The organism is Streptomyces sp. NPDC020801, from assembly GCF_044334385.1.
Lineage (GTDB): Bacteria > Actinomycetota > Actinomycetes > Streptomycetales > Streptomycetaceae > Streptomyces.
Map to the genome: position 1 here is coordinate 240356 of NZ_JBIRST010000009.1, position 20722 is coordinate 261077.

25 protein-coding genes are annotated in these 20722 nt (G+C 71.1%); 16 read left to right on the forward strand and 9 right to left on the reverse strand.

Annotation, left to right across the window (positions count from 1 at the left end; all coding sequences use genetic code 11):
* Positions 1 to 293: 293 nt before the first annotated feature.
* The 3 genes from ACH4UM_RS20820 to ACH4UM_RS20830 are packed head-to-tail and all read right to left on the reverse strand — an operon-like array spanning position 294 to position 1553.
* Positions 294 to 677, reverse strand: coding sequence for a hypothetical protein (locus tag ACH4UM_RS20820; protein WP_398181158.1), 384 nt, complete (start codon positions 675 to 677; stop codon positions 294 to 296).
* Entirely contained in the window at positions 671 to 1099 is a 429-nt protein-coding gene (locus ACH4UM_RS20825; protein WP_398181161.1) for an ATP-binding protein, read from the reverse strand. Before ACH4UM_RS20825 ends, ACH4UM_RS20820 begins: the two co-directional genes overlap by 7 nt.
* A 46-nt stretch (positions 1100 to 1145) precedes the next feature.
* Entirely contained in the window at positions 1146 to 1553 is a 408-nt protein-coding gene (locus ACH4UM_RS20830) for an NUDIX hydrolase (RefSeq protein WP_398181431.1), read from the reverse strand.
* Positions 1554 to 1660: 107 nt separating this feature from the next.
* On the opposite strand from ACH4UM_RS20830, the gene ACH4UM_RS20835 reads away from it, so the two are divergent.
* The 11 genes from ACH4UM_RS20835 (at position 1661) to ACH4UM_RS20885 (ending at position 8864) form a co-directional block, all read left to right on the forward strand.
* Positions 1661 to 2449, forward strand: coding sequence for a GntR family transcriptional regulator (locus ACH4UM_RS20835; protein ID WP_398181163.1), 789 nt, complete (start codon positions 1661 to 1663; stop codon positions 2447 to 2449).
* A 169-nt stretch (positions 2450 to 2618) separates the two neighbouring features.
* Complete coding sequence (locus ACH4UM_RS20840; protein ID WP_398181166.1) at positions 2619 to 2975, forward strand: hypothetical protein; 357 nt, start codon at positions 2619 to 2621, stop codon at positions 2973 to 2975.
* The gene (locus tag ACH4UM_RS20845) at positions 2975 to 4351 is read left to right on the forward strand and encodes an FtsK/SpoIIIE domain-containing protein (protein WP_398181169.1); all 1377 of its coding nucleotides are present in this window, start codon (positions 2975 to 2977) and stop codon (positions 4349 to 4351) included. The genes ACH4UM_RS20840 and ACH4UM_RS20845 overlap by 1 nt, the downstream gene beginning before the upstream one ends.
* Before the next feature lie 86 nt (positions 4352 to 4437).
* Positions 4438 to 5085 carry a DUF2637 domain-containing protein gene (locus ACH4UM_RS20850; protein ID WP_398181172.1) on the forward strand — a complete coding sequence of 216 codons (648 nt, stop codon included), beginning with the start codon at positions 4438 to 4440 and terminating at the stop codon, positions 5083 to 5085.
* Between the two features lie 3 nt (positions 5086 to 5088).
* A complete protein-coding gene (locus ACH4UM_RS20855) occupies positions 5089 to 5274 on the forward strand; it encodes a hypothetical protein (RefSeq protein ID WP_398181175.1) in 186 nt (61 codons plus the stop codon).
* 4 nt (positions 5275 to 5278) lie between these two features.
* Complete coding sequence (locus ACH4UM_RS20860) at positions 5279 to 5470, forward strand: mobile element transfer protein (protein ID WP_366027395.1); 192 nt, start codon at positions 5279 to 5281, stop codon at positions 5468 to 5470.
* Between the two features lie 16 nt (positions 5471 to 5486).
* The gene (locus tag ACH4UM_RS20865) at positions 5487 to 5681 is read left to right on the forward strand and encodes a hypothetical protein (protein ID WP_398181178.1); all 195 of its coding nucleotides are present in this window, start codon (positions 5487 to 5489) and stop codon (positions 5679 to 5681) included.
* A gap of 24 nt (positions 5682 to 5705) precedes the next feature.
* The gene (locus ACH4UM_RS20870) at positions 5706 to 5951 is read left to right on the forward strand and encodes a SpdD protein (RefSeq protein ID WP_398181180.1); all 246 of its coding nucleotides are present in this window, start codon (positions 5706 to 5708) and stop codon (positions 5949 to 5951) included.
* A gap of 141 nt (positions 5952 to 6092) precedes the next feature.
* On the forward strand, positions 6093 to 7394 hold the full coding sequence (locus ACH4UM_RS20875; protein WP_398181433.1) for a replication initiator: 1302 nt from the start codon (positions 6093 to 6095) through the stop codon (positions 7392 to 7394).
* Positions 7387 to 7620: a helix-turn-helix transcriptional regulator gene (locus tag ACH4UM_RS20880; RefSeq protein ID WP_398181183.1), complete on the forward strand. Its 234-nt coding sequence runs from the start codon at positions 7387 to 7389 to the stop codon at positions 7618 to 7620. Before ACH4UM_RS20875 ends, ACH4UM_RS20880 begins: the two co-directional genes overlap by 8 nt.
* Positions 7620 to 8864, forward strand: a complete 1245-nt coding sequence (locus tag ACH4UM_RS20885; protein ID WP_398181186.1) for a tyrosine-type recombinase/integrase — start codon at positions 7620 to 7622, stop codon at positions 8862 to 8864. The genes ACH4UM_RS20880 and ACH4UM_RS20885 overlap by 1 nt, the downstream gene beginning before the upstream one ends.
* A gap of 80 nt (positions 8865 to 8944) precedes the next feature.
* Here ACH4UM_RS20885 and ACH4UM_RS20890 read toward each other — a convergent pair whose 3' ends face one another.
* Positions 8945 to 9706, reverse strand: a complete 762-nt coding sequence (locus ACH4UM_RS20890; RefSeq protein ID WP_398181189.1) for a phosphoglyceromutase — start codon at positions 9704 to 9706, stop codon at positions 8945 to 8947.
* Between the two features lie 220 nt (positions 9707 to 9926).
* Between ACH4UM_RS20890 and ACH4UM_RS20895 the strand changes: the two genes are divergently transcribed.
* Entirely contained in the window at positions 9927 to 11213 is a 1287-nt protein-coding gene (locus ACH4UM_RS20895) for an MDR family MFS transporter (RefSeq protein WP_398181192.1), read from the forward strand.
* Positions 11214 to 11272: 59 nt separating this feature from the next.
* On the opposite strand, the gene ACH4UM_RS20900 is transcribed toward ACH4UM_RS20895, so the two are convergent.
* Positions 11273 to 11758: a DUF2000 family protein gene (locus ACH4UM_RS20900; protein WP_398181194.1), complete on the reverse strand. Its 486-nt coding sequence runs from the start codon at positions 11756 to 11758 to the stop codon at positions 11273 to 11275.
* Between ACH4UM_RS20900 and ACH4UM_RS20905 the strand changes: the two genes are divergently transcribed.
* On the forward strand, positions 11757 to 12557 hold the full coding sequence (locus tag ACH4UM_RS20905; RefSeq protein WP_398181197.1) for an AraC family transcriptional regulator: 801 nt from the start codon (positions 11757 to 11759) through the stop codon (positions 12555 to 12557). The two genes, ACH4UM_RS20900 and ACH4UM_RS20905, sit on opposite strands and share 2 nt — an antisense overlap.
* On the opposite strand, the gene ACH4UM_RS20910 is transcribed toward ACH4UM_RS20905, so the two are convergent.
* The 3 genes from ACH4UM_RS20910 to mshA form a co-directional block, all read right to left on the reverse strand.
* Positions 12536 to 14209, reverse strand: coding sequence for a glycosyl hydrolase family 28-related protein (locus ACH4UM_RS20910; protein WP_398181200.1), 1674 nt, complete (start codon positions 14207 to 14209; stop codon positions 12536 to 12538). The two genes, ACH4UM_RS20905 and ACH4UM_RS20910, sit on opposite strands and share 22 nt — an antisense overlap.
* 125 nt (positions 14210 to 14334) lie before the next feature.
* Positions 14335 to 14841 carry a YbjN domain-containing protein gene (locus ACH4UM_RS20915; protein ID WP_398181436.1) on the reverse strand — a complete coding sequence of 169 codons (507 nt, stop codon included), beginning with the start codon at positions 14839 to 14841 and terminating at the stop codon, positions 14335 to 14337.
* A gap of 4 nt (positions 14842 to 14845) precedes the next feature.
* On the reverse strand, positions 14846 to 16237 hold the full coding sequence (gene mshA, locus ACH4UM_RS20920; RefSeq protein WP_398181203.1) for a D-inositol-3-phosphate glycosyltransferase: 1392 nt from the start codon (positions 16235 to 16237) through the stop codon (positions 14846 to 14848).
* Positions 16238 to 16471: 234 nt separating this feature from the next.
* Between mshA and ACH4UM_RS20925 the strand changes: the two genes are divergently transcribed.
* From ACH4UM_RS20925 to ACH4UM_RS20935, 3 genes are all read left to right on the forward strand, one after another.
* Complete coding sequence (locus tag ACH4UM_RS20925; RefSeq protein WP_398181206.1) at positions 16472 to 17284, forward strand: class I SAM-dependent methyltransferase; 813 nt, start codon at positions 16472 to 16474, stop codon at positions 17282 to 17284.
* Between the two features lie 211 nt (positions 17285 to 17495).
* Positions 17496 to 18617 carry an NlpC/P60 family protein gene (locus ACH4UM_RS20930; protein WP_398181209.1) on the forward strand — a complete coding sequence of 374 codons (1122 nt, stop codon included), beginning with the start codon at positions 17496 to 17498 and terminating at the stop codon, positions 18615 to 18617.
* 278 nt (positions 18618 to 18895) lie between these two features.
* Positions 18896 to 20227 carry a PP2C family protein-serine/threonine phosphatase gene (locus ACH4UM_RS20935; protein ID WP_398181212.1) on the forward strand — a complete coding sequence of 444 codons (1332 nt, stop codon included), beginning with the start codon at positions 18896 to 18898 and terminating at the stop codon, positions 20225 to 20227.
* Positions 20228 to 20290: 63 nt separating this feature from the next.
* Here the strand turns inward: ACH4UM_RS20935 and ACH4UM_RS20940 are convergent, their stop codons facing one another.
* Positions 20291 to 20632, reverse strand: coding sequence for a DUF2516 family protein (locus ACH4UM_RS20940; RefSeq protein WP_398181215.1), 342 nt, complete (start codon positions 20630 to 20632; stop codon positions 20291 to 20293).
* Positions 20633 to 20722 lie beyond the last annotated feature (90 nt).

Sequence of the window (20722 nt, forward strand, 5' to 3'; positions counted from 1 at the left end):
CGGTGCCTTGGGCGCTCGCCAGCGGCTACCTGCGCCTGCCTGGCCGCCTCGATGACTCTGTCACTGTGGCAGGGGCTTGAGGCTCGCGCCAAAGGGGCTCCGTAAAGCCGTGGAGCCTGCCGCCCCAGCCACGACGTACCCCCTTCTACGGCAAGCGGCTGATTTCTGCACGCGGGGCACGGGCGCCGGCCGGGCTGGAGCGGGGCGGAGACAGGAGCGCAGGCCCGGCCGGGGGCCGGGCCGCGCGCGGTGAGCGGAGCGAGCCGCCTTGAACCAGTAGAGAAAGTTGTAACTCAGTCGGCCCGCTGGGGCGTGAAGGCGTATGCGCAGGCTGGGAGTTCGGTGCCCTGTCGGTGGGCGAGCGGTACGAAGAGCACTGGGCGGATCGTCCAGGTGATACGGGTGCTGGCCTGGGTGACTGACACGGTGCAGGGCTCCGAGCGCAGGAGAGCTCGTCTGGTCTCGATGCGGCCGTTGTAGAGCCAGCTCCAGGCCTCTTCGGATGCGTCGGGGTCGAGTGCTGGGGAGATTGTGCGAAGTGCGACGGCGACCCATCGGTCTGCCTGGGGTGCGGTGTAGGCGTCGAAGGATGCCCGGAGTGCCGGCGGCCTGCCCTCCGTGAGGTTCTCGGTCCAGCACTCGCACCAGTAGCCGCGCTGTGGCTTGTCGATCAGCATGGGTGGCCTCCTGCGCGGTGGCCGGTGAAGAGTTCCGCGGTGACGGTGCGGCCGCTGTCGCTGTCGTGGACTACGACTCGGTGGGCGATGGTGCTGACCATGCCCAGGCCTCGGCCGTGTTCGGCGTCCTGGTCCTGATGCTCGGCCTTCGGGGCGGTGGTGGCGCCTCCGTCGTCGCTGACCGAGAGGGCGATGACCTGCGGGGAGACGGCAAGGGCCAGGTGGAAGCTGCCGGATTCCAGGCCGCTGGCGGTGTGGAGGATCGCGTTCGCGCTGAGCTCGCTCACGATCAGTTCGGCGTCTTCGGCTAAAGGGGAGCCGCGCAGGATGTCGCGGGTCCAGCGGCGGGCCCGGCTGACCTCTTCGGGAAATCCTGGGCAAGTGAGTCCCCAGACCCGAGCTGTACTCGTATACTCGTGCATACAAGTTCCTTCGTGCTGATAGGCCGCCATGTGCAGCGGGTTCGGGCTAGACGAGTTTCACGCCGTCGTGGGCGCGGATGGCGGGCGGGAACGCCGCGTCGAGTGCATCCAGGACACGGATCGCGTACGCCTCGTCGCACAGCTCGGTGACCTCTTCGCGAGTCGCCCAGCACAACGCGCGGGTCTCGTCACCGGTGGTGGGCATGCCGTCCGCGGCCTCGCAGCGGAAGACCAGCGAGACGATCAAGCCCGTCATGTTCTTGTAGACGCCGGTCAGGGTCACCGGAAGTGCGATCTTGATACCGGTCTCTTCGAGGACTTCGCGCTGCAGGGCCTCGGGGATGGTCTCCTCGCGTTCGAGGACGCCGCCCGGGGGTTCCCACTTGCCGTTGTCGCGCCGCTGGATCAGCAGGGCCCGGCCCTGGCCATCGATGACGACTCCGGCGACGCTCACGGAGTGCGGGCGTTCTGTGCTCACGTTCCTCGGCCCTCTCGGCTGGCTAGGCTCTCCACCGTAGCAACAACACTCGCCCACTCGTCTAGATACCTAAAGGAGTACTCGTGAGTCCTCTTCCTTCCGGCCTCCTCGGCGATCTCGACCCCACGAGCGATCGTGCGGTCTTCCGGCAGATCGCCGACCAGTTGCGCGAGGCCATCGACCGTGGGCGATTCAAGGAGGGCGAGAAACTGCCCTCCGAAGCCGACCTTGTCGAGCACTACGGAGTTTCCCGGATGACCGTCCGAAACTCCTTCTCCATCCTCCAGGGCGAAGGGCTCGTGCACGCCGAGCACGGCAAGGGCGTCTTCGTGCGACCACGGCCACCCGTGCGGCGCCTCGCCTCCGACCGGTTCGCCCGGCGCCACCGCGAACAGGGCAAGTCCGCGTTCATCGTGGAGGCCAACGCCGCCGGCAGTCACCCGCAGGTCGACAGCCTGGAGGTCAAGGAGGAGAAGGCCAGTCAGGACGTCTCCACGCGGCTCGGCTCCGTGCGGCGGGTGCTCGCCCGGCGGCGCCGGTATCTGCTGGACGGGCGACCGGTGGAGTTCGCCACGTCCTATCTGCCGCTCGACATCGCGCGGGGGACGCCGATCGCCGAGCCCAACCCTGGGCCCGGCGGCATCTACGCCCGCCTTGAGGAGCTGGGGCATCGACTCGACCACTTCGAGGAGGAGATCCGGGCCCGGATGCCCTCGCCCACCGAGGTGAAGACGCTCCGGCTGGCCTCCGGCGTGCCGGTCATCCACCTGATCCGGACCGCCTTCGACACCGAGGGGCGGCCCGTGGAGGTGTGCGACACGGTGATGGCGGCGGACGCTTACGTGCTGTCGTATCAGCTTCCGGCGACCTGATTGCCTGGTCAGCGGTGGTGCGCGGGGACGCCTTCCCGAACTCGTACACCCCAACACGCTTACTCGTATAGACGAGTGGGCAAGTTGTGTGGCAAGGTGGTCCCCGTGATCCCGGGAAGCCGGGTTCGCAAGACACATCATGTATAGACGAGTAGATAGGGGAAGTTCCTTGCGTACCATCCGTGTTGAGACCTCGGCCGCGACGATCCTGCTCACGGAGGCTCCGGAGCCGAAGGTCCGCGACCGGCAGACCGGCGAGATCGCCAAGGACGCGACCAGCGGTGAGGCGCTGATGACGCTCGGCGTCGTCTACATCGAGGACGGCGAGTCGTCGCTGATCAAGGTCACCGTTCCGGAGGGCGGCATTTCCGAGGGGCTGGCCCTCGGGGCGCCGGTCTCGCTGCCGGGCCTGGTGGCCCGGCCGTGGGAGTCGGTGTTCAACGGCCAGCAGCGGCACGGCATCGCCTTCCGCGCTGCTGCCGTCACCCCGGCTGCCTTCCCGGCCTCGACCGGGGCCGCTGCCTGATGACCGACCTGACGACACTGCTGGAGGTGGGTGGTCCCCTCGCCTCGCTCGGCGGCGGGGCCGCCTACACCCGGGCCAAGTACCCGGGGGTGTACTGGTCCACGGTCGGCCTGCCGATATCCACCGTCCGGCTGCTCGGCTCGTACGGCTCGGTCATGGAGGCGTGCGGCCTGACCGTCGCTCCGTCGCGGCTGCGGGTCCTTGCCGTGAAGGCGACCACTCGGCGGGAGGTGCGGCCGGTGCCGCCTCGTCGGGGCATCATCCGGCCCACCTCGACCGGGCTGCGGCTTCGGCTCCGGCTCGCGCCGGGGCAGGAACCCGCCGATGTCGCCGCTTCGGCTGAGCGGCTGCGGCATGCCTGGGGCGTTCACGCCGTGTACGTCACGACTGTCAAGCCGGGCGTGGTCGAGCTGCGGCTCGTCGGGTTCGACGTGCTGCGGCGGGTGCGGATGCCCCGGAAGACCGGCGGCGGGTTTCTCAAGGTGCCGGTGGCGCTGCGGGAGGACGCCATGCCCTTCGTGCGCGACTACCGCACCATTCCGCATCAGCTCACCCTCGGCGCAACGTTGTCGGGTAAGTCGATGTACCTGCGCCACCTGATCGCCGGACTCGCTCCTCAGCCGGTCGCTCTGGTCGGTATCGACTGCAAGCGGGGCGTGGAGCTGGCGCCCTTCGCCGCCCGGCTCTCGGCGCTGGCCACCGACCCGGAGCAGGCGGCCGAACTGCTGCCCGTGCTCGTGAAGGAAATGGAGGACCGCTACGACCTGATCAAGGCCCGGCAGGGGATCGCGCCGGGCACCCCGGATGAGGAGATCACCTCCGACATCTGGGGACTGCCCGAGCACGAACGCCCGGTGCCCGTTGTGCTGTTCGTCGACGAGGTGGCCGAACTCTTCCTCGTTGCGACCAGGAAGGACGAGGAACGGCGGGATGAGATGGTCACCCAGCTCATCCGCCTCGCCCAGCTCGGCCGCGCCGCCGGCATCTACCTGGAGGTCTGCGGGCAGCGCTTCGGCGCCGAACTCGGCAAGGGCGCCACCATGCTCCGGGCGCAGCTGACCGGCCGGGTCTGTCACCGCGTCAACGACGAAGCCTCCGCCAAGATGGCGCTCGGCGACATCGCCCCCGAAGCCGTCATGGCTGCCTGCGCCATCGCTCCCGAACGGCCTGGCCTCGCCGTGGCCGGTGACACCTCCGGCGGCTGGTCCCGCATCCGCACGCCGTATCTGTCCCTCGGCGATGCCGCCGAGATCTGCCGGGAGTCGGCGGACCTGGTGCCCGACCTGCCCGCACTCAAGCCCTTCCGGCCCGATGTCCCCGTACAGCCGGTTGCAGCTCCGGGCTCGCTCGTCAAGCCGCGACCGGTGACCGACTGACCCTCACCCCCTCAATCCGGTTGGCGTGACCGTCTCTCGCCGCGTCCCTACCCCTCCCATGCCCGAATCCGAAAAGGAGCCGCAGCATGCGCGCCCACCTGGCCCGCGTCGACGCGGTGCTCGTCCAAGCGGTAATCGCCGCCGCGCTGTCCTTCGCCCACCTGCACGACATCGCCTCGGCCGCCGGACAGGACGGGTGGAAAGCGTGGGCCTACCCGATCAGCGTCGACCTGCTGCTCGTCGCCGCCTGGCGTCGACTCCGGTCCAGCGACGCGAAAGCCGCCGGGTGGTGCTGGTTCGTCATCGCGCTCACCGCATCCCTAGGCGCCAACGTCGCCACCGCCGGACTGCTCAACGTGCACCAGGTGCCGGCCTGGCTGCGCATCCTCGTCGCGGGCTGGCCCGCAGTCGCCTTCCTCGGCGGCACCCTCCTCGCCCACACCACACCCAAGCAGGCAGATAGCGACGCTGCGGTCATCGAGGACAAGGCGGAAGATCCCGAATCCGCACCCGAGCCACCCGCCCAACCGGCCATCGAGGCACCACCGGAACGCCCCACACAACCCGCCGTGGCCGTCCCGGCCGCCCTTGTGGCGCACGCCCGCAAGGTCGCCGCCGACCACCACACCCGCACCGGAACACCCATCGACACCCCGACCCTCCGCGCCCGCCTCGGCGTCCCGGCCCCCATGGCCGAAGCCATCGCCGCCCAACTCACCCCCACAGGGAGCTGACTCGTGCCCCTTTTCAGCTTCAACACCGCCGCCGACTACCTCGACGCGGCCCGCGACATGGCCGCAAGCGGCCGACCGGCACTCGCCCGGCTCCTCGCCGAAGCCGCCGCCGAACTCACCCCGGACCCCGTCGAAGCCGCCCGCATCCTGGGCGGCTTTCCCGGCCCGACCCACCGAGAGGAGGACTGAACCCATGGCCGCAAACCGCCGCTTCCGCGACGTCACCCGTATCGGCCCCGTCCAGGTCGGCACCGCCTACGACAACCGGGGCCGCGAGAAGCACACCGCCGCCTGCACCGCCCCGCGCTGCGGCTTCTCCGCCGACTACGACAGCCGCGCCGCCGCCGAACTGGCCGCCCGCACCCACCGCTGCCCCGTCCGCTGAAAGGACCCCGAACCCCGTGACCGTCAGCCTGCCGCTCGTCGTCGTCCTCGGCCTCTTCGCCTGGGGAGCGGTCAAGTTCCTCGGCGTCCGCACCTGGATCGTCGTCCTGATCGCCCTCTTCGGCTTCTGGCTCTCTCACACCTTCCTGGCCCCCGCCATCGAGTCCGGCACGCGCTCCGGAGTCGACGTTGTAAACGGCCAACATGCCTAGACGAGTAGATAAGGAGATCGTCCCGTGTTCCTGCCCAAGTACCCGGACAGCCCGACACCGCCGCCCGCGCACACCCACACCCCGGCCGACCCGGCGCCCGCTCGCCGCTCGCTTCCGGCGCTGTCCATCGATCACAAGGCGGTCATAGCCCTGCTCGTCGGTGGGGTCGTCCTCACCGCGCTCCTGGCCGCCGTCGCCGTCACGGCCATATCCGTGGCCGTCGCCGCCATGGTCCTGCGCTCCATGCTCCGCGACCACCACCGCCGCTGAGCCCTCCGCCCGGCACCCGGGGCGGCACGACAGACCAAGCATCCGCCGCCCCGGGCCCCATCACTCCTGACCGAGCCAGCCAGAAGGAGAACCGCCATCTTCACCCGTACCACCCCGCCGCCGCTTCCGGAACTCGTGAACCTGGCCTCGGGCGGCACCCTGCCCGGTATCCTCCGTCAGCTCTCCGGGCTCGGCGGCTGCACCCATCCCATCCGCCTCGACGGCCACCGCACCGAATACGACCTCGACACCACCACCGGCGAGATCGGCCGCGTCCTCCAGCACCTCGACTCGTCAGAGCTTCCGGCCGGCCAGCTCCTCGTCCGCTGCAACAACCGCCGCACCACACGTTGCCCGGCCTGCGCGGAGGTCTACCGCCGCGACACCTTCCACCTGATCACTTCGGGCCTGCGTGGCGGTAAAGGCCTCCCCGAACAGGTCGCAGCCCATCCGCGCGTCTTCGCCACGTTCACCGCACCGAGCTTCGGCCCGGTCCACAACCACCCCTCCAGCGGCCGTACCTGCCGCTGCGGCGCCCACCACGATCAGGATGACGACACCCTTGGCACTCCGCTCGACCCGGACACCTACGACTACGAAGCTGCCGTTCTCTGGAACGCTCACGCGGGTGTCCTGTGGCGGCGCTTTTCCACCTATCTGCGCCGCGAGGTCGCCAAGCGAGCGGGCCTGTCCCAGCGGCGTTTCCGCGAACACGCCCGCGTCTCCTTCGCCAAGGTCGCCGAGTACCAAAAGCGCGGGGCCGTCCACTTCCATGCCGTCATCCGCATCGACGGCCCGACCGGCGGCGACACCCCGCCGCCCGCCTGGGCCACCGCCGAGCTGCTCACCGATGCCATCGGCGCCGCCGCTGGCAAGGTCCGCGTTGACAGCCCGGTTATCGACGGTCGCTCCCACACATTCGCCTTCGGCCGCCAGCTCGACGTGCGCACCATCCGGTCCGCCGACTTCAACGGCGACCAGGAGCTGACCGAGCGCGCTGTAGCTGCGTACATCGCCAAGTACGCGACCAAGGGTGCCGAGACCGCCACGGGAGCTCTCGACCGCCCGCTGAAGTTCCTCGCCGAACTGGCCCAGCTCGACATCAGCGAGCATGCCCGCCGACTGGTGCGAACAGCCTGGACCCTTGGCGCACGCAAGGACCTGGAACACCTCCGCCTGCGCGCCTGGGCCCACATGCTCGGATTCCGTGGCCACTTCTCCACCAAGTCCCGCCGCTACTCCACCACCCTCGGCGCCCTCCGCGACGCCCGCGCGGACTGGCGCCGGGCCCAAGCTGCTGCCGCGACCGAGACCGCGTCGGATTCGACCCTCGTGCTCGCTCACTGGGTCTTCGCCGGAACCGGCCTCTCCGGCGCCGAAGCCTGGCTCGCCGCATCCCTCGAACCCGCCCCCGGAACGGAAGGAGAACCCACCCGTGGCTGACCGACGCAGCACAGTGGCTCAAGCCCAACCGCGCGCCCTGCCCTCGCGGTTCCTGACTCCTGACGACCTGGTGGAGATGTTCGAGCTGCCCAGTGTCGAGACGGTCTACCAGTGGCGTCGTAAGCGCACCGGTCCTCGCGGCTTCCGGGTCGGCCGGCACCTGCGATTCGATCCGGACGACGTACGCGCCTGGGTGGAGTCCCAGATCAAGGGGGCCGCTGCCTGATGGCCGGACACATCCAAGACCGCTGGTACAAGGAAGAGAAGGGTCCGGACGGCAAGCCTCGCAAGGTCAAGGCCGAGCGCTACGGCACGGGCATGCGCTATCGCGCCCGCTACGTGGGCCCGGACGGCACCGAGAAGTCCAAGAGCTTCCCCGACCGTCAGAAGCGGCTCGCCGAACAGTGGCTGGCGCAGACCGAAGCGGACATGACGCGGGGCCAGTACATCGACCCCCGCGCGGCCCGGATCACCTTCCAGCAGTACGCCGAGAAGTGGGTGACCCACGCGCCGGACCCGAACACCCAGGCCTCGATGGAGTCGCAGCTCCGGTTGCACGCCTATCCCTACCTGGGGTCGCGCCCTCTCGGCTCCTTCCAGCCCGCTCACATCCGCGACTGGGTGCGGCAGCTCCAGGAGAACGGCGTCCGCGGCTCGTATGCCCGGACGATCTACTCCAACGTGCGCGCCGCCCTGAGCGCGGCTGTCGACGACGGACACCTTCCCCGGAACCCGTGCGCCGCCCGCTCAGTCCGTCCACCGACTGTGGACAACAAGCGCGTCGTGCCCTGGACGCCGGAACGGGTCTTCGCCGTCCGGGCCGGCATGCCCGAGCGCTACCAAGCCATGGTCGACCTGGGTGGCGGCTGCGGCCTTCGGCAAGGCGAGATCCTGGGCGTGGCCGTCGACGCGATCGACTTCGAGTCGGACACCCTCCACGTGGTCCAGCAGCTCAAGCTGAGCCGCAGCAAGCCGGTCTTCGCCCCGCCGAAGGGTGGCAAGCTCCGGGACGTACCGCTCCCCGGTCCAGTCGCTGACGCCCTCCGGGCCCACATGAAGCGGTTCCCGCCGGTCGAGATCACCTTGCCGTGGAAGGTGGCGGACGGGCCTCCGGTGACCAAGCGGCTGATCTTCACCGGACCACGCGGCGGGCACGTCTGGCGTACGTCGCTCAACGAGGAGGTGTGGAAGCGTGCCCTCGCCTCGGCTGGCGTGATCCCCGAGCGGAAGCCGGGCGGGTCGTACGTCGAGTCCCGCGAGAACGGCATGCACGCCCTCCGTCACTTCTACGCCTCGGTGCTCCTCGACGCGGGAGAGAACATCAAGGCTCTCGCCGAGTACCTCGGTCACTCGGACCCCGGTCTGACTCTCCGCGTCTACGCGCACCTCATGCCGTCCAGCCAGGAGCGCACCCGCAAGGCCGTGGCCGCCGTCTTTGACACGGCCCGGTCGGTCCCGTCCAGCACCTGACGGCCCAGAGACGGCCCAGAGGCAGCGAAAAGCCCCCTCCCAGCGGAGAACCCGCAGGTAGGGGGCCTATTCGTGGGCGGTTACTTCTTCTTGCCCTGGTTCTTGACCGCCTCGATCGCGGCTGCCGCCGCCTCCGGGTCGAGGTAGGTGCCGCCGGGGGTGAGGGGGCGGAAGTCGGCGTCGAGCTCGTAGGAGAGCGGGATGCCGGTGGGGATGTTCAGGCCGGCGATGTCGGCGTCCGAGATCTGGTCGAGGTGCTTGACCAGGGCGCGCAGGCTGTTGCCGTGGGCGGCGATCAGGACCGTGCGGCCGGTGAGGAGGTCGGGGACGATGGCGTCGAACCAGTACGGGAGCATGCGGACGACGACGTCCTTCAGGCACTCCGTCTGCGGACGCAGCTCCGGGGGGAGGGCCGCGTAGCGCGGGTCGGAGAACTGGGAGTACTCGGCCTCGCGGTCCAGCGGGGGCGGCGGGGTGTCGTAGGAACGGCGCCACAGCATGAACTGCTCCTCGCCGAACTCGGCGAGGGTCTGTGCCTTGTCCTTGCCCTGGAGGGCGCCGTAGTGGCGCTCGTTCAGGCGCCAGGAGCGGTGGACGGGGATCCAGTGGCGGTCGGCGGCCTCCAGCGCGAGCTGGGCCGTACGGATCGCGCGCTTCTGGACGGACGTGTGGACCACGTCGGGAAGCAGGCCGGCTTCCGTCAGCAGCTCACCGCCGCGGACCGCCTCCTTCTCGCCCTTGTCGTTGAGATTGACGTCCACCCAGCCGGTGAACAGGTTCTTCGCGTTCCACTCGCTCTCGCCATGACGGAGGAGGATCAGCTTGTACGGTGCGTCGGCCATGCCTCAGAGCGTAATCCACTCATTCGGGCGCCTGCCCGGAGCGCCCGGCAGGCGGACACGCAGGCGGGCGGGCCGGCGAGGGGCCTGCTCGGGGCGGGGCCGACAGTTGACGGCTTCTGTTAATTGAGTGGTCCCCCACGACCCCCGGCCCGTAAGTTGTGCTCGCCGCAGCAGCCGCTTACATCGGCTTGCATTCGCTTGCCCCGGGGGGTCGTCCCACATGTCCGTCGCCAGTCTCAGACGTGCCGCTCGCGAGACCGTCTCCGGGCTGCCCCGCGAGTTCTGGTGGCTGTGGACCAGCACCCTCGTGAACCGGCTCGGCGCCTTCGTCGCCACGTTCATGGCGCTGTACCTCACGCTCGACCGCGGCTACTCCGCTTCCTACGCCGGTCTCGTCGCGTCGCTGCACGGGCTCGGCGGGGTCTTCTCGTCCCTCGGCGGCGGTGTGATGGCCGACCGGCTCGGGCGGCGGCCGACCCTGCTCGTGGCCCAGGCGTCCACCGCCGTCTTCGTAGCGCTGCTCGGGTTCGTGCACGACCCCGTGGCCATCGCCGCCGTCGCCTTCCTCGCCGGGATGGCCGGCAACGCCTCCCGGCCCGCCGTGCAGGCGATGATGGCCGACATCGTGCGGCCCGAGGACCGGGTCCGTGCCTTTTCACTGAACTACTGGGCCATCAATCTCGGCTTCGCCGTCTCCTCCATGGCCGCCGGCTTCATCGCCGAGTCCAGCTATCTCGCCGGCTTCCTGATCGAGGCCGGGATGACCATGGTCTGCGCGGTGGTCGTCTTCCTGAAGCTGCCCGAGTCCCGGCCGCAGGACCAGCACACCGGCCACGAGGCCGGGGGTGACGGCGTCGGGCTGAGGACCGTTCTCGGCGACCGGCGGTTCATGGGCGTCGTCGGGCTGTCCTTCCTCGTCGCCCTGGTCTTCCAGCAGGGTTCGGTCGGGCTGCCGGTCGCCATGGGCCGGGCCGGGTTCACGCCCGCCGACTACGGCATGGCCCTCGCGGTCAACGGCATCCTCATCGTCGCCCTGCAGATCCCGGTCACCCGCTTCATCGAGCACCGCGATCCCCGGCGGCTGCTCGTCGTCTCGTCCCTCCTCGCGGGGTACGGGTTCGGGCTCACCGCCTTCGCCGGGTCGGTCGGCGTCTTCGCGCTCACCGTGATCGTCTGGACCCTGGGCGAGATGGTCAACGCGCCGACGCAGACCGGGCTGGTCGTCCAGCTGTCCCCGGTGCACGGGCGAGGGCGCTACCAGGGTGTGTACACCCTGTCGTGGTCGGTCGCCGCGCTGGTCGCGCCGCTGATGTCCGGTGCCGTGATCGACCGCTTCGGCGCCGAGTGGCTGTGGGGGATGTGCGCGGCCGTCGGCACCGCGGCCGCCGTCGGCTACGGGGTCCTGATGCGGCGCCTGCCGCCGAAGGACGCGCGCGCCGTAGAAGCTCCGGCCGGCACCCGAGCCGACACCGGCACCGACGCCGAGCCCGAGGTCAGCGCCGCCTGACCCGGCACCCGGCACCCGGCACCCCGTAACCGGCGGAGCGGCCCGGCCGGTCCCGGCTCCTAGGGGTGCATCCGCGCCCCCTTCAGCACCTTGTCCACCGCGTTCCTCGGGCCGTGCACCGCCAGTCCCACCAGGTCCAGTTCACCGGTCGGTACGGCCCGTACCGCTGCGCGGTTGTCTCGGTCGTTGCCCGTGGTGAAGAGGTCGGACGTGAACAGGGCGCGCGGGAGGGCCCGGGACAGGATCCGTCCGTGCGCCGCGGTCAGCGTCTCCTTGCTGCCCTCGAAGACCAGCACCGGCTGGCGGAACATCGGCAGGTACGGCACCCCGTCGGCGTCCTCGTAGGGCTCGCCGATCACCTCCGGGACCGTCGTGCCGAGGCCGCTGACCAGGAAGGCGGTGACGTTCAGGCACTGCCAGGGCTCCAGGTCCTCGCGCAGCAGGACGGCGATCTTCGTGTCGAAGCGGACGGGCTGGACGGGCTGCTCAGTCATGCCATGAGACTCCCGAACGACGCACGGCACCGTCTTGTACGTTGTTTGCATGGCCTCCCCGGAGAACGTCTCCGCCTGGCACCCCCGCATCCCGGGTGTCGTGGAGGTCTTCCACGCCCACTTCACCGAGTACGCCTACCCGATGCACGTGCACGACGCGTGGACGCTGCTGATCGTGGACGACGGCGCCGTACGGTACGACCTGGACCGGCACGAGCACGGCACCCCGCACGACAGCGTGACCCTGCTGCCGCCGCACGTCCCGCACAACGGCTCCCCCGCGACCCCGGACGGCTTCCGCAAGCGTGTCCTCTACCTCGACGCCACCCACCTCGGCGAGGACCTCATCGGGGCGGCCGTGGACGGGCCCGAGCTGCGTGACCCCGTCCTGCGCCGGCGCGTGGACCGGTTGCACGGCGCGCTCGGACGGCCCGGCGACGAGCTGGAGGCCGAGAGCGGACTGACGCTGGTCGGGGAGCGGCTGCGCGACCATCTGCGCCACCGGGCCGGCGCCGGGCGGCCCTCCCTCCGCGATCCCGGGCTCGCCCGCCGCCTGCGCGAACTCCTCGACGAGCGTGTCACGCGAGGGCTCTCGCTGGAGGAGGCGGCGCGGCTGCTGCACGCCCATCCCGCCCATCTGGTACGGGCGTTCAGCACCGCCTACGGCATCGCCCCGCACCAGTACCTGATGTCCCGCCGCGTGGGCCGCGCCCGCCGGCTTCTGCTGGAGGGGAGGCCGCCGGGCGAGGTCGCCCCGGTGACCGGGTTCTACGACCAGGCGCACCTCACCCGGCACTTCAAGAGGCTGGTCGGGGTGACTCCGGGGCGCTACCGGCTCAGCGCGCGCTGAGCCTCGTAGAGGTTGCGCGGGCGTACGGCATCGGGCGCGCCGTACAGCTCCAGGCGGGAGTGGAGGTCGCCGGTGAAGTCGGGGACGTCGATCTGGTCGAACTCGGTGACCTCGTCGATGCCGACCGTGGCGGAGTACGGGGCCAGGCCGTCGATCCTCATCAGGCCCGCCCGTCCGTTGGTGACGCGGATGTTCCAGTGCGTGAAGCGGGCGCCGAACAACGGACCCGCGACGGCGTCGCCGCCGTGGCGGCCGTTGTTGTTCACCGTGATGTCGGTGCGGACGTTGGCGAAGGGCAGGCCGCGGTGGCTGTCGAAGGTGCCCATCTGCATCTCGCCCCGCGACCAGACGTTGCAGGAGGACAGGCCCTCGACGTTGATGCCGTGCAGCTGGGTGTCCGGCGGGGCCGGGACCGTGCGCTGCTCGATGGTGAAGTCCTCGATCAGGTTGTCGTGCGAGCCCTCGCGGCAGAAGTACGGGTGGTGCGAGCCGCGGCCCGCCACGCGGGTGCGGCGCAGGGTGCAGGAGGAGGCGGCGACCAGGCCGAAGCCGTTGTCGACGTGGCGGACGGTCACGTCGTCCACCCAGCAGTCGTAGGCGCACTGCAGGACGACCCCGTTGTAACCCTTGTCGAGCAGGTGCGGCGACTGCGGGGTCTCCATCGCCTCCAGGGTCAGTCCCTCCACCCCCGAGCCGGTCAACTCCTCGACGTGCGTGGTCAGCCGGGGGTCCCACTCGGGGCGTACGTCGAGCGGGAGCGGACGTTCCAGGGTGACCTCGCGGCCGCGGACGCGTGCGATCCGGACCGGCCATTCGTAGGGGACGTACGACGTCAGTTTGGTCTTGTCGTCCCAGTAGTACGCCCCGGGTCCCGGGCCGCCGCCCGCCATGTGCTCCAGCAGCGTGTGGCCGGCGTCGTCGGCGAGACGGAGGAGGACCAGGCGTCCGGGGCGCAGCCGGGACGCGTCCGCCACCTCCACCGTCCAGGAGCCCTGCCGGGCCGGTTCCACCGTCGTCAGGGTCGTCCACTCGTCGCGGTTGTTGCCGGTCCAGCCCTCGAAGGGCCAGGCCTTCGCCCGGACGGCCGCGACGAGGGAGTTCCAGCGGACCTCCGGGGCCAGCCAGACGAGGCCGCCGGCCCAGGACCAGGACGACTTGTCACCGCCGTAGCGGGAGCCGTAGACGCCGATCAGCTCGGTGAGGTTCCTCGTCGCGTACAGGGTGGTGCGGTCGCTGCCGGCGCCGCGCAGGACGACGTTCGAGTGGCCGATGCGGATCAGGCCGTCGATGCGGAAGGTGCCGGGCGGGAGAAGGACCGTGCCACCGCCGGCCCGGCCGGCCGCGGCGATGGCACGGTTGATCGCGGGGGCGCAGTCGGTGGTGCCGTCCGCCACGGCGCCGTAGTGGGTCACGTCGGCGACGACGGGGCGGCGGGGGAAGCGGGACGCCCCGCCGCGCCGGCCGGCCCGGCCGACGTAGGGGATCTGCGGGTGGGTGAAGGGGGTGCGGGTGAACTCCCGCCAGAGGGGCGGGACCTGTCCCCGGTCCGGACAGGGGCCGGTGGCCGCCGCCGGGCCGCCGGTCACGGTGGTGGCCGCGACGGCGATGGCGCTCCCGAGCAGAAGCCGTCTGCTGATGTCCGCGTTGCGCATGCACAACCACCTTCGCGTTTCATGTATATGAACTATGTTCAGATCCGCGTAGACTGCGAGCATGCCACGTAGCCCCGGGAGGGGGAAGAGGGTGTGCGGCACGTGGTGTTGGCGTGGACCCGGACTCAGTCGGACGGACGCTGAGTCAGATGTGTGAACGCCTCAAGATTCCGCGTCGATTCGCCGCGCGACACGCGCCACGCGTACTCCCGGCGGATCGCGGATGCGAAACCGAGCTCCAGCAGGGTGTTGAAGCTGCCGTCGGCGGCCTCGAGGACCTGCCCGAGCAGCCGGTCCACCTCGTCGGCGGTCACGGCGGCCAGCGACAGCCGGCCGGTGACGTAGACGTCGCCGAGTCGGTCGACGGCGTAACTCACGCCGTACAGCTTGAGGTTGCGCTCCAGCAGCCAGCGGTGCACGCCGGCCTCGTTCTCGTCGGGGTGGCGGATGACGAAGGCGTTCAGGGAGAGCGAGTGGCGGCCGACGATCAGCTGCAGGGTGGTGGAGAGTTTGCGGGTGCCGGGGAGCTTCACGACGTAGGTGCCGGACTGCGGGCTCTCCCAGTCCAGTTCGGCGTCCTTCAGGACGTCCTCGATGACCTGCGCCGCGCGCTGCTGCTCCGCCTCACCCATGGCCTTACCCATGGTGGGAGCGTACGCGACGCCGGTGCGCCTGCAGCGCGGCCGTGTACACCTCGGCCGTGGCCGCCGCCGAGGTGTCCCAGCCGAAGGACTGTGCGTGCCGGGCGGCGGCGGCGCCCATCCGGTCGGCGAGGTGCGGGTCGTCGGCGAAGGCGCGCAGCATGCGCGCGTAGGCGGCCGGGTCGTGGCCCCGGACCAGGAATCCGGTCTCCCCGTCCCTTACGGCCACCGGGAGGCCGCCGACCGAGGCCGCCAGCACCGGGGTGCCGGCCGCCTGCGCCTCTATCGCCACCAGGCCGAAGGACTCGCTGTAGGAGGGCATGACCAGCACGGACGCGGCCCGGAACCAGTCGGCGAGCTGTTCCTGCCCGACCGGTGGGCGGAACCGTACGACGTCGGCGATGCCGAGCCGGGCCGCCAGCTTCTGCAGACCCTCGGGCTTGGCGAGGCCACTGCCGCTCGGGCCGCCGACGACCGGCACGACGATCCGCGAGCGCAGTTCGGGCCGCTCGTCGAGGAGGACTCCCACGGCCCTCAGCAGTACGTCGGGGGCCTTCAGGGGCTGGATGCGGCCCGCGAAGAGAGGGATCAGCGCGTCCGGGGGCAGGCCGAGGCGGGCACGGGCGGCCGCGCGGGCGGCCGCGGCCCGACCCGGGCGGAGCTCGTCGGAGTCCGTGGAGAGGGGGTCCCCGGGGAAGGGGCGGAAGCGGGTGAGGTTGACGCCGGGGTGCACGACGGCGACCTTGGCGGGGTCGGCGCAGTAGTGCCGTACGAGTTCGTCCGCCTCCTCGTCGGTGTTGGCGATCAGCCGGTCCGCGGCGGAGACGATCTGGGTCTCGCCGATGACGCGGGCGGCGGGCTCGGGGGTGTCGCCGTCGGCCAGGTTGGCGTTCTTGACCTTGGCCATGGTGTGCATGGCGTGCACCAGGGGAACGCCCCAGCGCTGGGCGGCGAGCCAGCCGACGTGGCCGGAGAGCCAGTAGTGCGAGTGGACGAGGTCGTAGTAGCCGGGGCGGTGACCGGCCCAGGCCTGCATCACGCCATGGGTGAAGGCGCACAGCTGGGCCGGGAGGTCCTCCTTGGCCAGGCCCTCGTAGGGCCCGGCGTCGACATGCCGGACGAGGACGCCGGGGGCGAGCTCGACGGTGGGCGGGAGGCCCCCCGCGGTGGCCCGGGTGAAGATCTCGACCTCCACGCCCTGGGCGGCGAGCCGCTGTGCGAGCTCCACGATGTAGACGTTCATGCCGCCGGCGTCGCCCGTGCCGGGCTGGTGGAGCGGTGAGGTGTGCACGGAGAGCATGGCGACACGGCGGGGCCGGCGGTGCAGCCGCAGCCGCGGGGGTGCCGCCGGGGAGCGACGCCCGAGCCTGCCGGCGTACTGGCTCACGTGGCGTTCCTCCTTGCTGCGGCATGCCGGACCTGGGGCACCGAGTGCCCTTCAAGGGGCAACGCCGGAAGGGGCGGCCCCATTTCCGTCGGCGGGACCTTTGCCCAATCATTACCGGCCATCGCTCAACCGTTCGATGGCGGGCGTGCGCGGCGTGCGCGGCTACGGGTCGCGGTGCGTGTTCTGCGTTACTCGGGTGCGTACGGCACCGAGTGCCCCCATACCCTCGTATCCATGACATCCCGCGCAGCGACCCGCCCCGTGGGAACGGTGACGCGCGGGACGACCAACCCCAACCGGCTCCGCCGCATGGACCGCTGGATCGCGGCCACGCACGGGGCCGAACTGCGCCGTGCCGCCGATCCGGTCGCCGTCGACCTCGGCTACGGCGCCGCTCCCTGGACTGCGGTCGAACTGCTGCACCGCCTGCGTACCGCCGCTCCACGCGCGCGCGTGGTGGGTGTCGAGATCGAACCGGCCCGGGTCGCGGCCGCGAAGCCGTACGAGCGCGACGGACTCGTCTTCCGGCACGGCGGCTTCGAGGTCCCCGTCCCGCGGCGCCCGCACCTCATCCGCGCGGCGAACGTGCTGCGGCAGTACGACGAGGACGAGGTCGCCGCGGTCTGGGAGCGGCTGTGCGCACGGCTCGCGCCGGCGGACGGGCACTCGCGCGGGGGGCTGCTCGTGGAGGGCACCTGCGACGAGATCGGCCGGCGGCACGTGTGGGTGGCGCTCGGCCCGGAGGGCCCCCGCACGGTCACCTTCGCCACCCGGCTCGGCTCCCTTCAGCGCCCGTCCGACCTCGCCGAGCGCCTGCCGAAGGCGCTCATCCACCGCAACGTTCCCGGCGAGCCCGTGCACGCCTTCCTGTGCGACTTCGACCGCGCCTGGGCGGCCGCCGCGCCCTACGCCTCCTACGGGGCCCGGCAGCGCTGGATCCGCGCGGTGCGCGACCTCGCGGCCGACTGGCCGTTGACGGACGGGCCGTTGCGGTGGCGGCAGGGTGAAGTCACGGTGAACTGGCAGGCGTTGGCCCCGCGCGACTGACGGCAGACCGCCCGGGGCCGGCGCACACAGGTCGTCGCACCCCTTCCGACCTGCGGGGAACGATCTCCGTAGGTGGTTCGTCACACAGGCGGGGAGATCGTCGGTGCAGGGGCGGGAGAGAAGCCGGCCTCTGTTGTTTTGGTCGGGAGCATGGCACGATCCCCCAGACGTCCGTAAGTTACTGACGGTAAATCAGGTTGGGGGCTGGGGTATGCGACGGGGCAGGAGCAGTGTGCTCACGGCGGCTGTGACCGTGGTCTGCGCGGTCACCGTGCTGGGCGCACCGGGGACGGCGTTCGCGAACGCGCGGCCCGCCCCCACACCGGCGCCGTCCGGCTCCGCGGCCTCGCCGTCCGGCTCCTCCTCGCCCTCCCCCTCCGCGACACTCCCGCCGGACAAGGACCTCGAGGCCGTCCGCACCAGGCTGGACAAGCTCTACCACGACGCCGCCGTCGCCACGGACGCCTACAACGCGGCCCAGGAGACGGCGGACAAGCAGTCCGCCCAGATCGTCGACCTGGCCAAGAAGATCGTCAAGGAGCAGCGCAGACTCGACGAGCTGAAGGACCAGGCGGGCGCCGCGGCCCGCGCCCAGTACCGCTCCGGCGGACTGCCGCCCGAGGCACAGCTGATGCTCAGCGACGACCCGCAGACGTTCCTCGACGGGGCGGGCCGGATGCTGCAGGGCGAGCGGGCGACCAGGGACCTGATCACGGAAACCGCCCGCACCGAGGGGGACTTGAACAGTCTCGCCGACGACGCCGCCGACCGGTGGCAGCAACTGGAGGCCGACCGCAAGGCCAAGGCCGCGGCCAAGACGAAGATCCAGCAGCGGATCAAGGAGGCCGAGAAGCTCCAGTCCACGCTGGAGAAGCGGCAGCAGGAGCGCCTGGCACAGCTGGAGCAGCAGGCCGCCGACCAGGCGCAGACGGCCTGGCTGGGCACCGGAGTCCTCAAGGACATCCGGGCAAAGGCCTCCGCGGCGGACAGGAAGGCGGTGGAGTTCGCCACGGCCCAGATCGGCAAGCCGTACGAGTGGGGCGCCGAGGGCCCGAAGACGTACGACTGTTCCGGGCTGACCTCGCAGGCCTGGGCGGCGGCGGGCCGACCCATCCCGCGCACCTCGCAGGAGCAGTGGAAGCAGCTCGAGCACGTGGACATCAAGGACATGCGCCCCGGCGACCTGATCATCTACTTCGACGACGCCAGTCATGTGGCCATGTACGTCGGCGACGGTGCGATCATCCACGCCCCGCGGCCGGGGCGCACGGTGACGCTCGCGGGTGCGGGTTCGATGCCGATCCTGGGGGTCGTACGGCCGGACGCGGGCTGACCTCCCACGGGATCATCCGGGCGGCGGTGACCTGGACCACGTGACCCATCGCACCCCAACTCACCCGTAAACGCATGGCGGGCGTGACCTACGTCATGACGGTCCCGGAGGCGTCCTGTCCAACTCCGCTATGGATCGCGGCATATGACACCGGCCGATGAGCGAGCGAGGCGCCTCACACCATTCCGCTGCGGCGCCGACTACCGCTATGGTCCCCGTCGGTGGGGCGAGGTCCCTCGTACCCACCATGCCCTCGGGGGGAGGGAAGGAACCAGGACATGCCCGTGCCCGTACCGCGGCAGAGAGCGATCCCGGCCGCGGAGAGCGGTCAGGCGCAGACCGTGCCCCACGACGGCGGCCCCTCCACAGCACAGGCCCCGCAGCAGGAAGCCCCGGCCGAGAAGGACAACCGCAACACCGGCAACAGCAACAACACCCATCTCACTCTGCTGCTGATCGAGGACGATCCCGGTGGTTCGCCGATCGTGCCCGAGCTGGCCGACTCGTCCGGCAAGCCGATCCGTGTCCGCACGGCCCGCAACCTCACCGAGGCCGAGCGGCTGCTCACCGACGACGTCCACTGCATCCTGCTGGACCTCGCGCTGCCGGCGCCCGGCCGGTCCGGCGGCGGTGACGCCGACGAGCTGGCCGTGCTCAAGCACGTGCTCCGGCTCGCGCCCCGGCACGCCGTCCTCGCGCTCACCGCGTCCGGCGACGCCGAGCGCGGCGCGGAGGCGGTGCGGGTCGGCGCCCAGGACTATCTGTTCCGCGACGAGCTGGACGGGCGGCTGCTGAGCCGCGCGATCCGGTACGCGGTGGAGCGCAAGCGCTCGGACACGGCCGAGCGCAGGCTCGCCGAGGGCAAGCTGCGCGCGCAGGAGAACCGCCGTCTCGAGCGCGGCCTGCTGCCGACCCCCCTGCTGGAGGGGTCCTCGCTGCGCTTCGCCGCCCGCTACCGCCCCGGCCGTTCGCGCGCGCTGCTCGGCGGCGACTTCTACGACGCCGTCCGCACGCCCGACGGCGCAGTGCACGCCATGATCGGCGACGTCTGCGGGCACGGCCCCGACGAGGCGGCGCTCGGTGTGGAGCTGCGCATCGCCTGGCGGGCGCTGACGCTGGCCGGGCTGTGCGGGGACGAGCTGCTCAACACGCTGCAGCAGGTACTGGAGCACGAGCGTGCCGACGACGAGATCTTCGCGACGCTGTGCACGGTCGACATCGCGCCCGACGGGCGCCGCGCGGGCCTGTGCCTGGCCGGTCACCCGTCGCCGCTGATCGCCCACCCCGGCCGGCCCGCCAAGCTGCTGCCCTCCGACAACAACGGCCCCGCCCTCGGGCTGCTGCCGGGCGCCCGCTGGCCCCGGATGCAGGTCGAGCTGGGCGCCGAGTGGAGCCTGATGCTCTACACCGACGGCCTGATCGAGGGCCGGGTCGGCCAGGACGGCGAACGGCTCGGGCAGGACGGCATGCTGCAGATGGTCCGCCGCCAGCTGGCCCAGGGCCTGCGCGGCGAGGATCTGCTGCGGGCGGCCGTGAGCGAGGTGCGCGAGCTCAACGGCGGCGAACTCACGGACGACGTGGCGGTGGTCCTGCTGGACCGGCAGCCGTAGGCGCCCCGGTCCGCCCGGGAGCCGTGGGTTCCCCGGTCCGCCGGCCGCTCGGGGGCCGGCGGTTCACCGTCCGCCGTTGTACGGCCCGTACGGTCCGTCGCTGCTGCTGCCGCGGCGGCCCCCGCCGCTGCCACCCGACACCTGCTTCAGCGCCGGCCGTACGTCCACGATGTAGACGATGCTCGCGATCACACCGATGACCGGCAGGAACGAGAAGATCGAGAACAGGTAGCTCACGACGAGCGCCAGGGCCAGGATGATCAGCCAGAACACCTTGTTCTGCTTGTCGGCCGCGCGGAAGGCGTCCTCGCGCCGGAAGGCGGCGTCGAACAGCCCGAACGCGGCCAGGGCCATGAGGAGGATCTTCAGGATCCCCAGAAAGCCCGCGAAGCCCAACATCAGCATGCTGTCCACCGCCCGTTCTCACCGACTCCTACGCGGCCACCGTACCCGTAGAACGGGCCGGGCACCCCAGGGGTGCCCGGCCCGTACGGC

Coding starts and splice junctions, on each gene's coding strand:
- ACH4UM_RS20850 (WP_398181172.1), top strand. CDS start 4,438: ATGCGCGCCCACCTGGCCCGCGTCGACGCGGTGCTCGTCCAAGCGGTA.
- ACH4UM_RS20935 (WP_398181212.1), top strand. CDS start 18,896: ATGCCCGTGCCCGTACCGCGGCAGAGAGCGATCCCGGCCGCGGAGAGC.
- ACH4UM_RS20940 (WP_398181215.1), bottom strand. CDS start 20,632: ATGCTGATGTTGGGCTTCGCGGGCTTTCTGGGGATCCTGAAGATCCTC.
- ACH4UM_RS20860 (WP_366027395.1), top strand. CDS start 5,279: ATGGCCGCAAACCGCCGCTTCCGCGACGTCACCCGTATCGGCCCCGTC.
- ACH4UM_RS20925 (WP_398181206.1), top strand. CDS start 16,472: ATGACATCCCGCGCAGCGACCCGCCCCGTGGGAACGGTGACGCGCGGG.
- ACH4UM_RS20885 (WP_398181186.1), top strand. CDS start 7,620: ATGGCCGGACACATCCAAGACCGCTGGTACAAGGAAGAGAAGGGTCCG.
- ACH4UM_RS20890 (WP_398181189.1), bottom strand. CDS start 9,706: ATGGCCGACGCACCGTACAAGCTGATCCTCCTCCGTCATGGCGAGAGC.
- ACH4UM_RS20820 (WP_398181158.1), bottom strand. CDS start 677: ATGCTGATCGACAAGCCACAGCGCGGCTACTGGTGCGAGTGCTGGACC.
- ACH4UM_RS20910 (WP_398181200.1), bottom strand. CDS start 14,209: ATGCGCAACGCGGACATCAGCAGACGGCTTCTGCTCGGGAGCGCCATC.
- ACH4UM_RS20905 (WP_398181197.1), top strand. CDS start 11,757: ATGGCCTCCCCGGAGAACGTCTCCGCCTGGCACCCCCGCATCCCGGGT.
- ACH4UM_RS20900 (WP_398181194.1), bottom strand. CDS start 11,758: ATGCAAACAACGTACAAGACGGTGCCGTGCGTCGTTCGGGAGTCTCAT.
- ACH4UM_RS20930 (WP_398181209.1), top strand. CDS start 17,496: ATGCGACGGGGCAGGAGCAGTGTGCTCACGGCGGCTGTGACCGTGGTC.
- ACH4UM_RS20895 (WP_398181192.1), top strand. CDS start 9,927: ATGTCCGTCGCCAGTCTCAGACGTGCCGCTCGCGAGACCGTCTCCGGG.
- ACH4UM_RS20915 (WP_398181436.1), bottom strand. CDS start 14,841: ATGGGTGAGGCGGAGCAGCAGCGCGCGGCGCAGGTCATCGAGGACGTC.
- ACH4UM_RS20845 (WP_398181169.1), top strand. CDS start 2,975: ATGACCGACCTGACGACACTGCTGGAGGTGGGTGGTCCCCTCGCCTCG.
- ACH4UM_RS20825 (WP_398181161.1), bottom strand. CDS start 1,099: ATGCACGAGTATACGAGTACAGCTCGGGTCTGGGGACTCACTTGCCCA.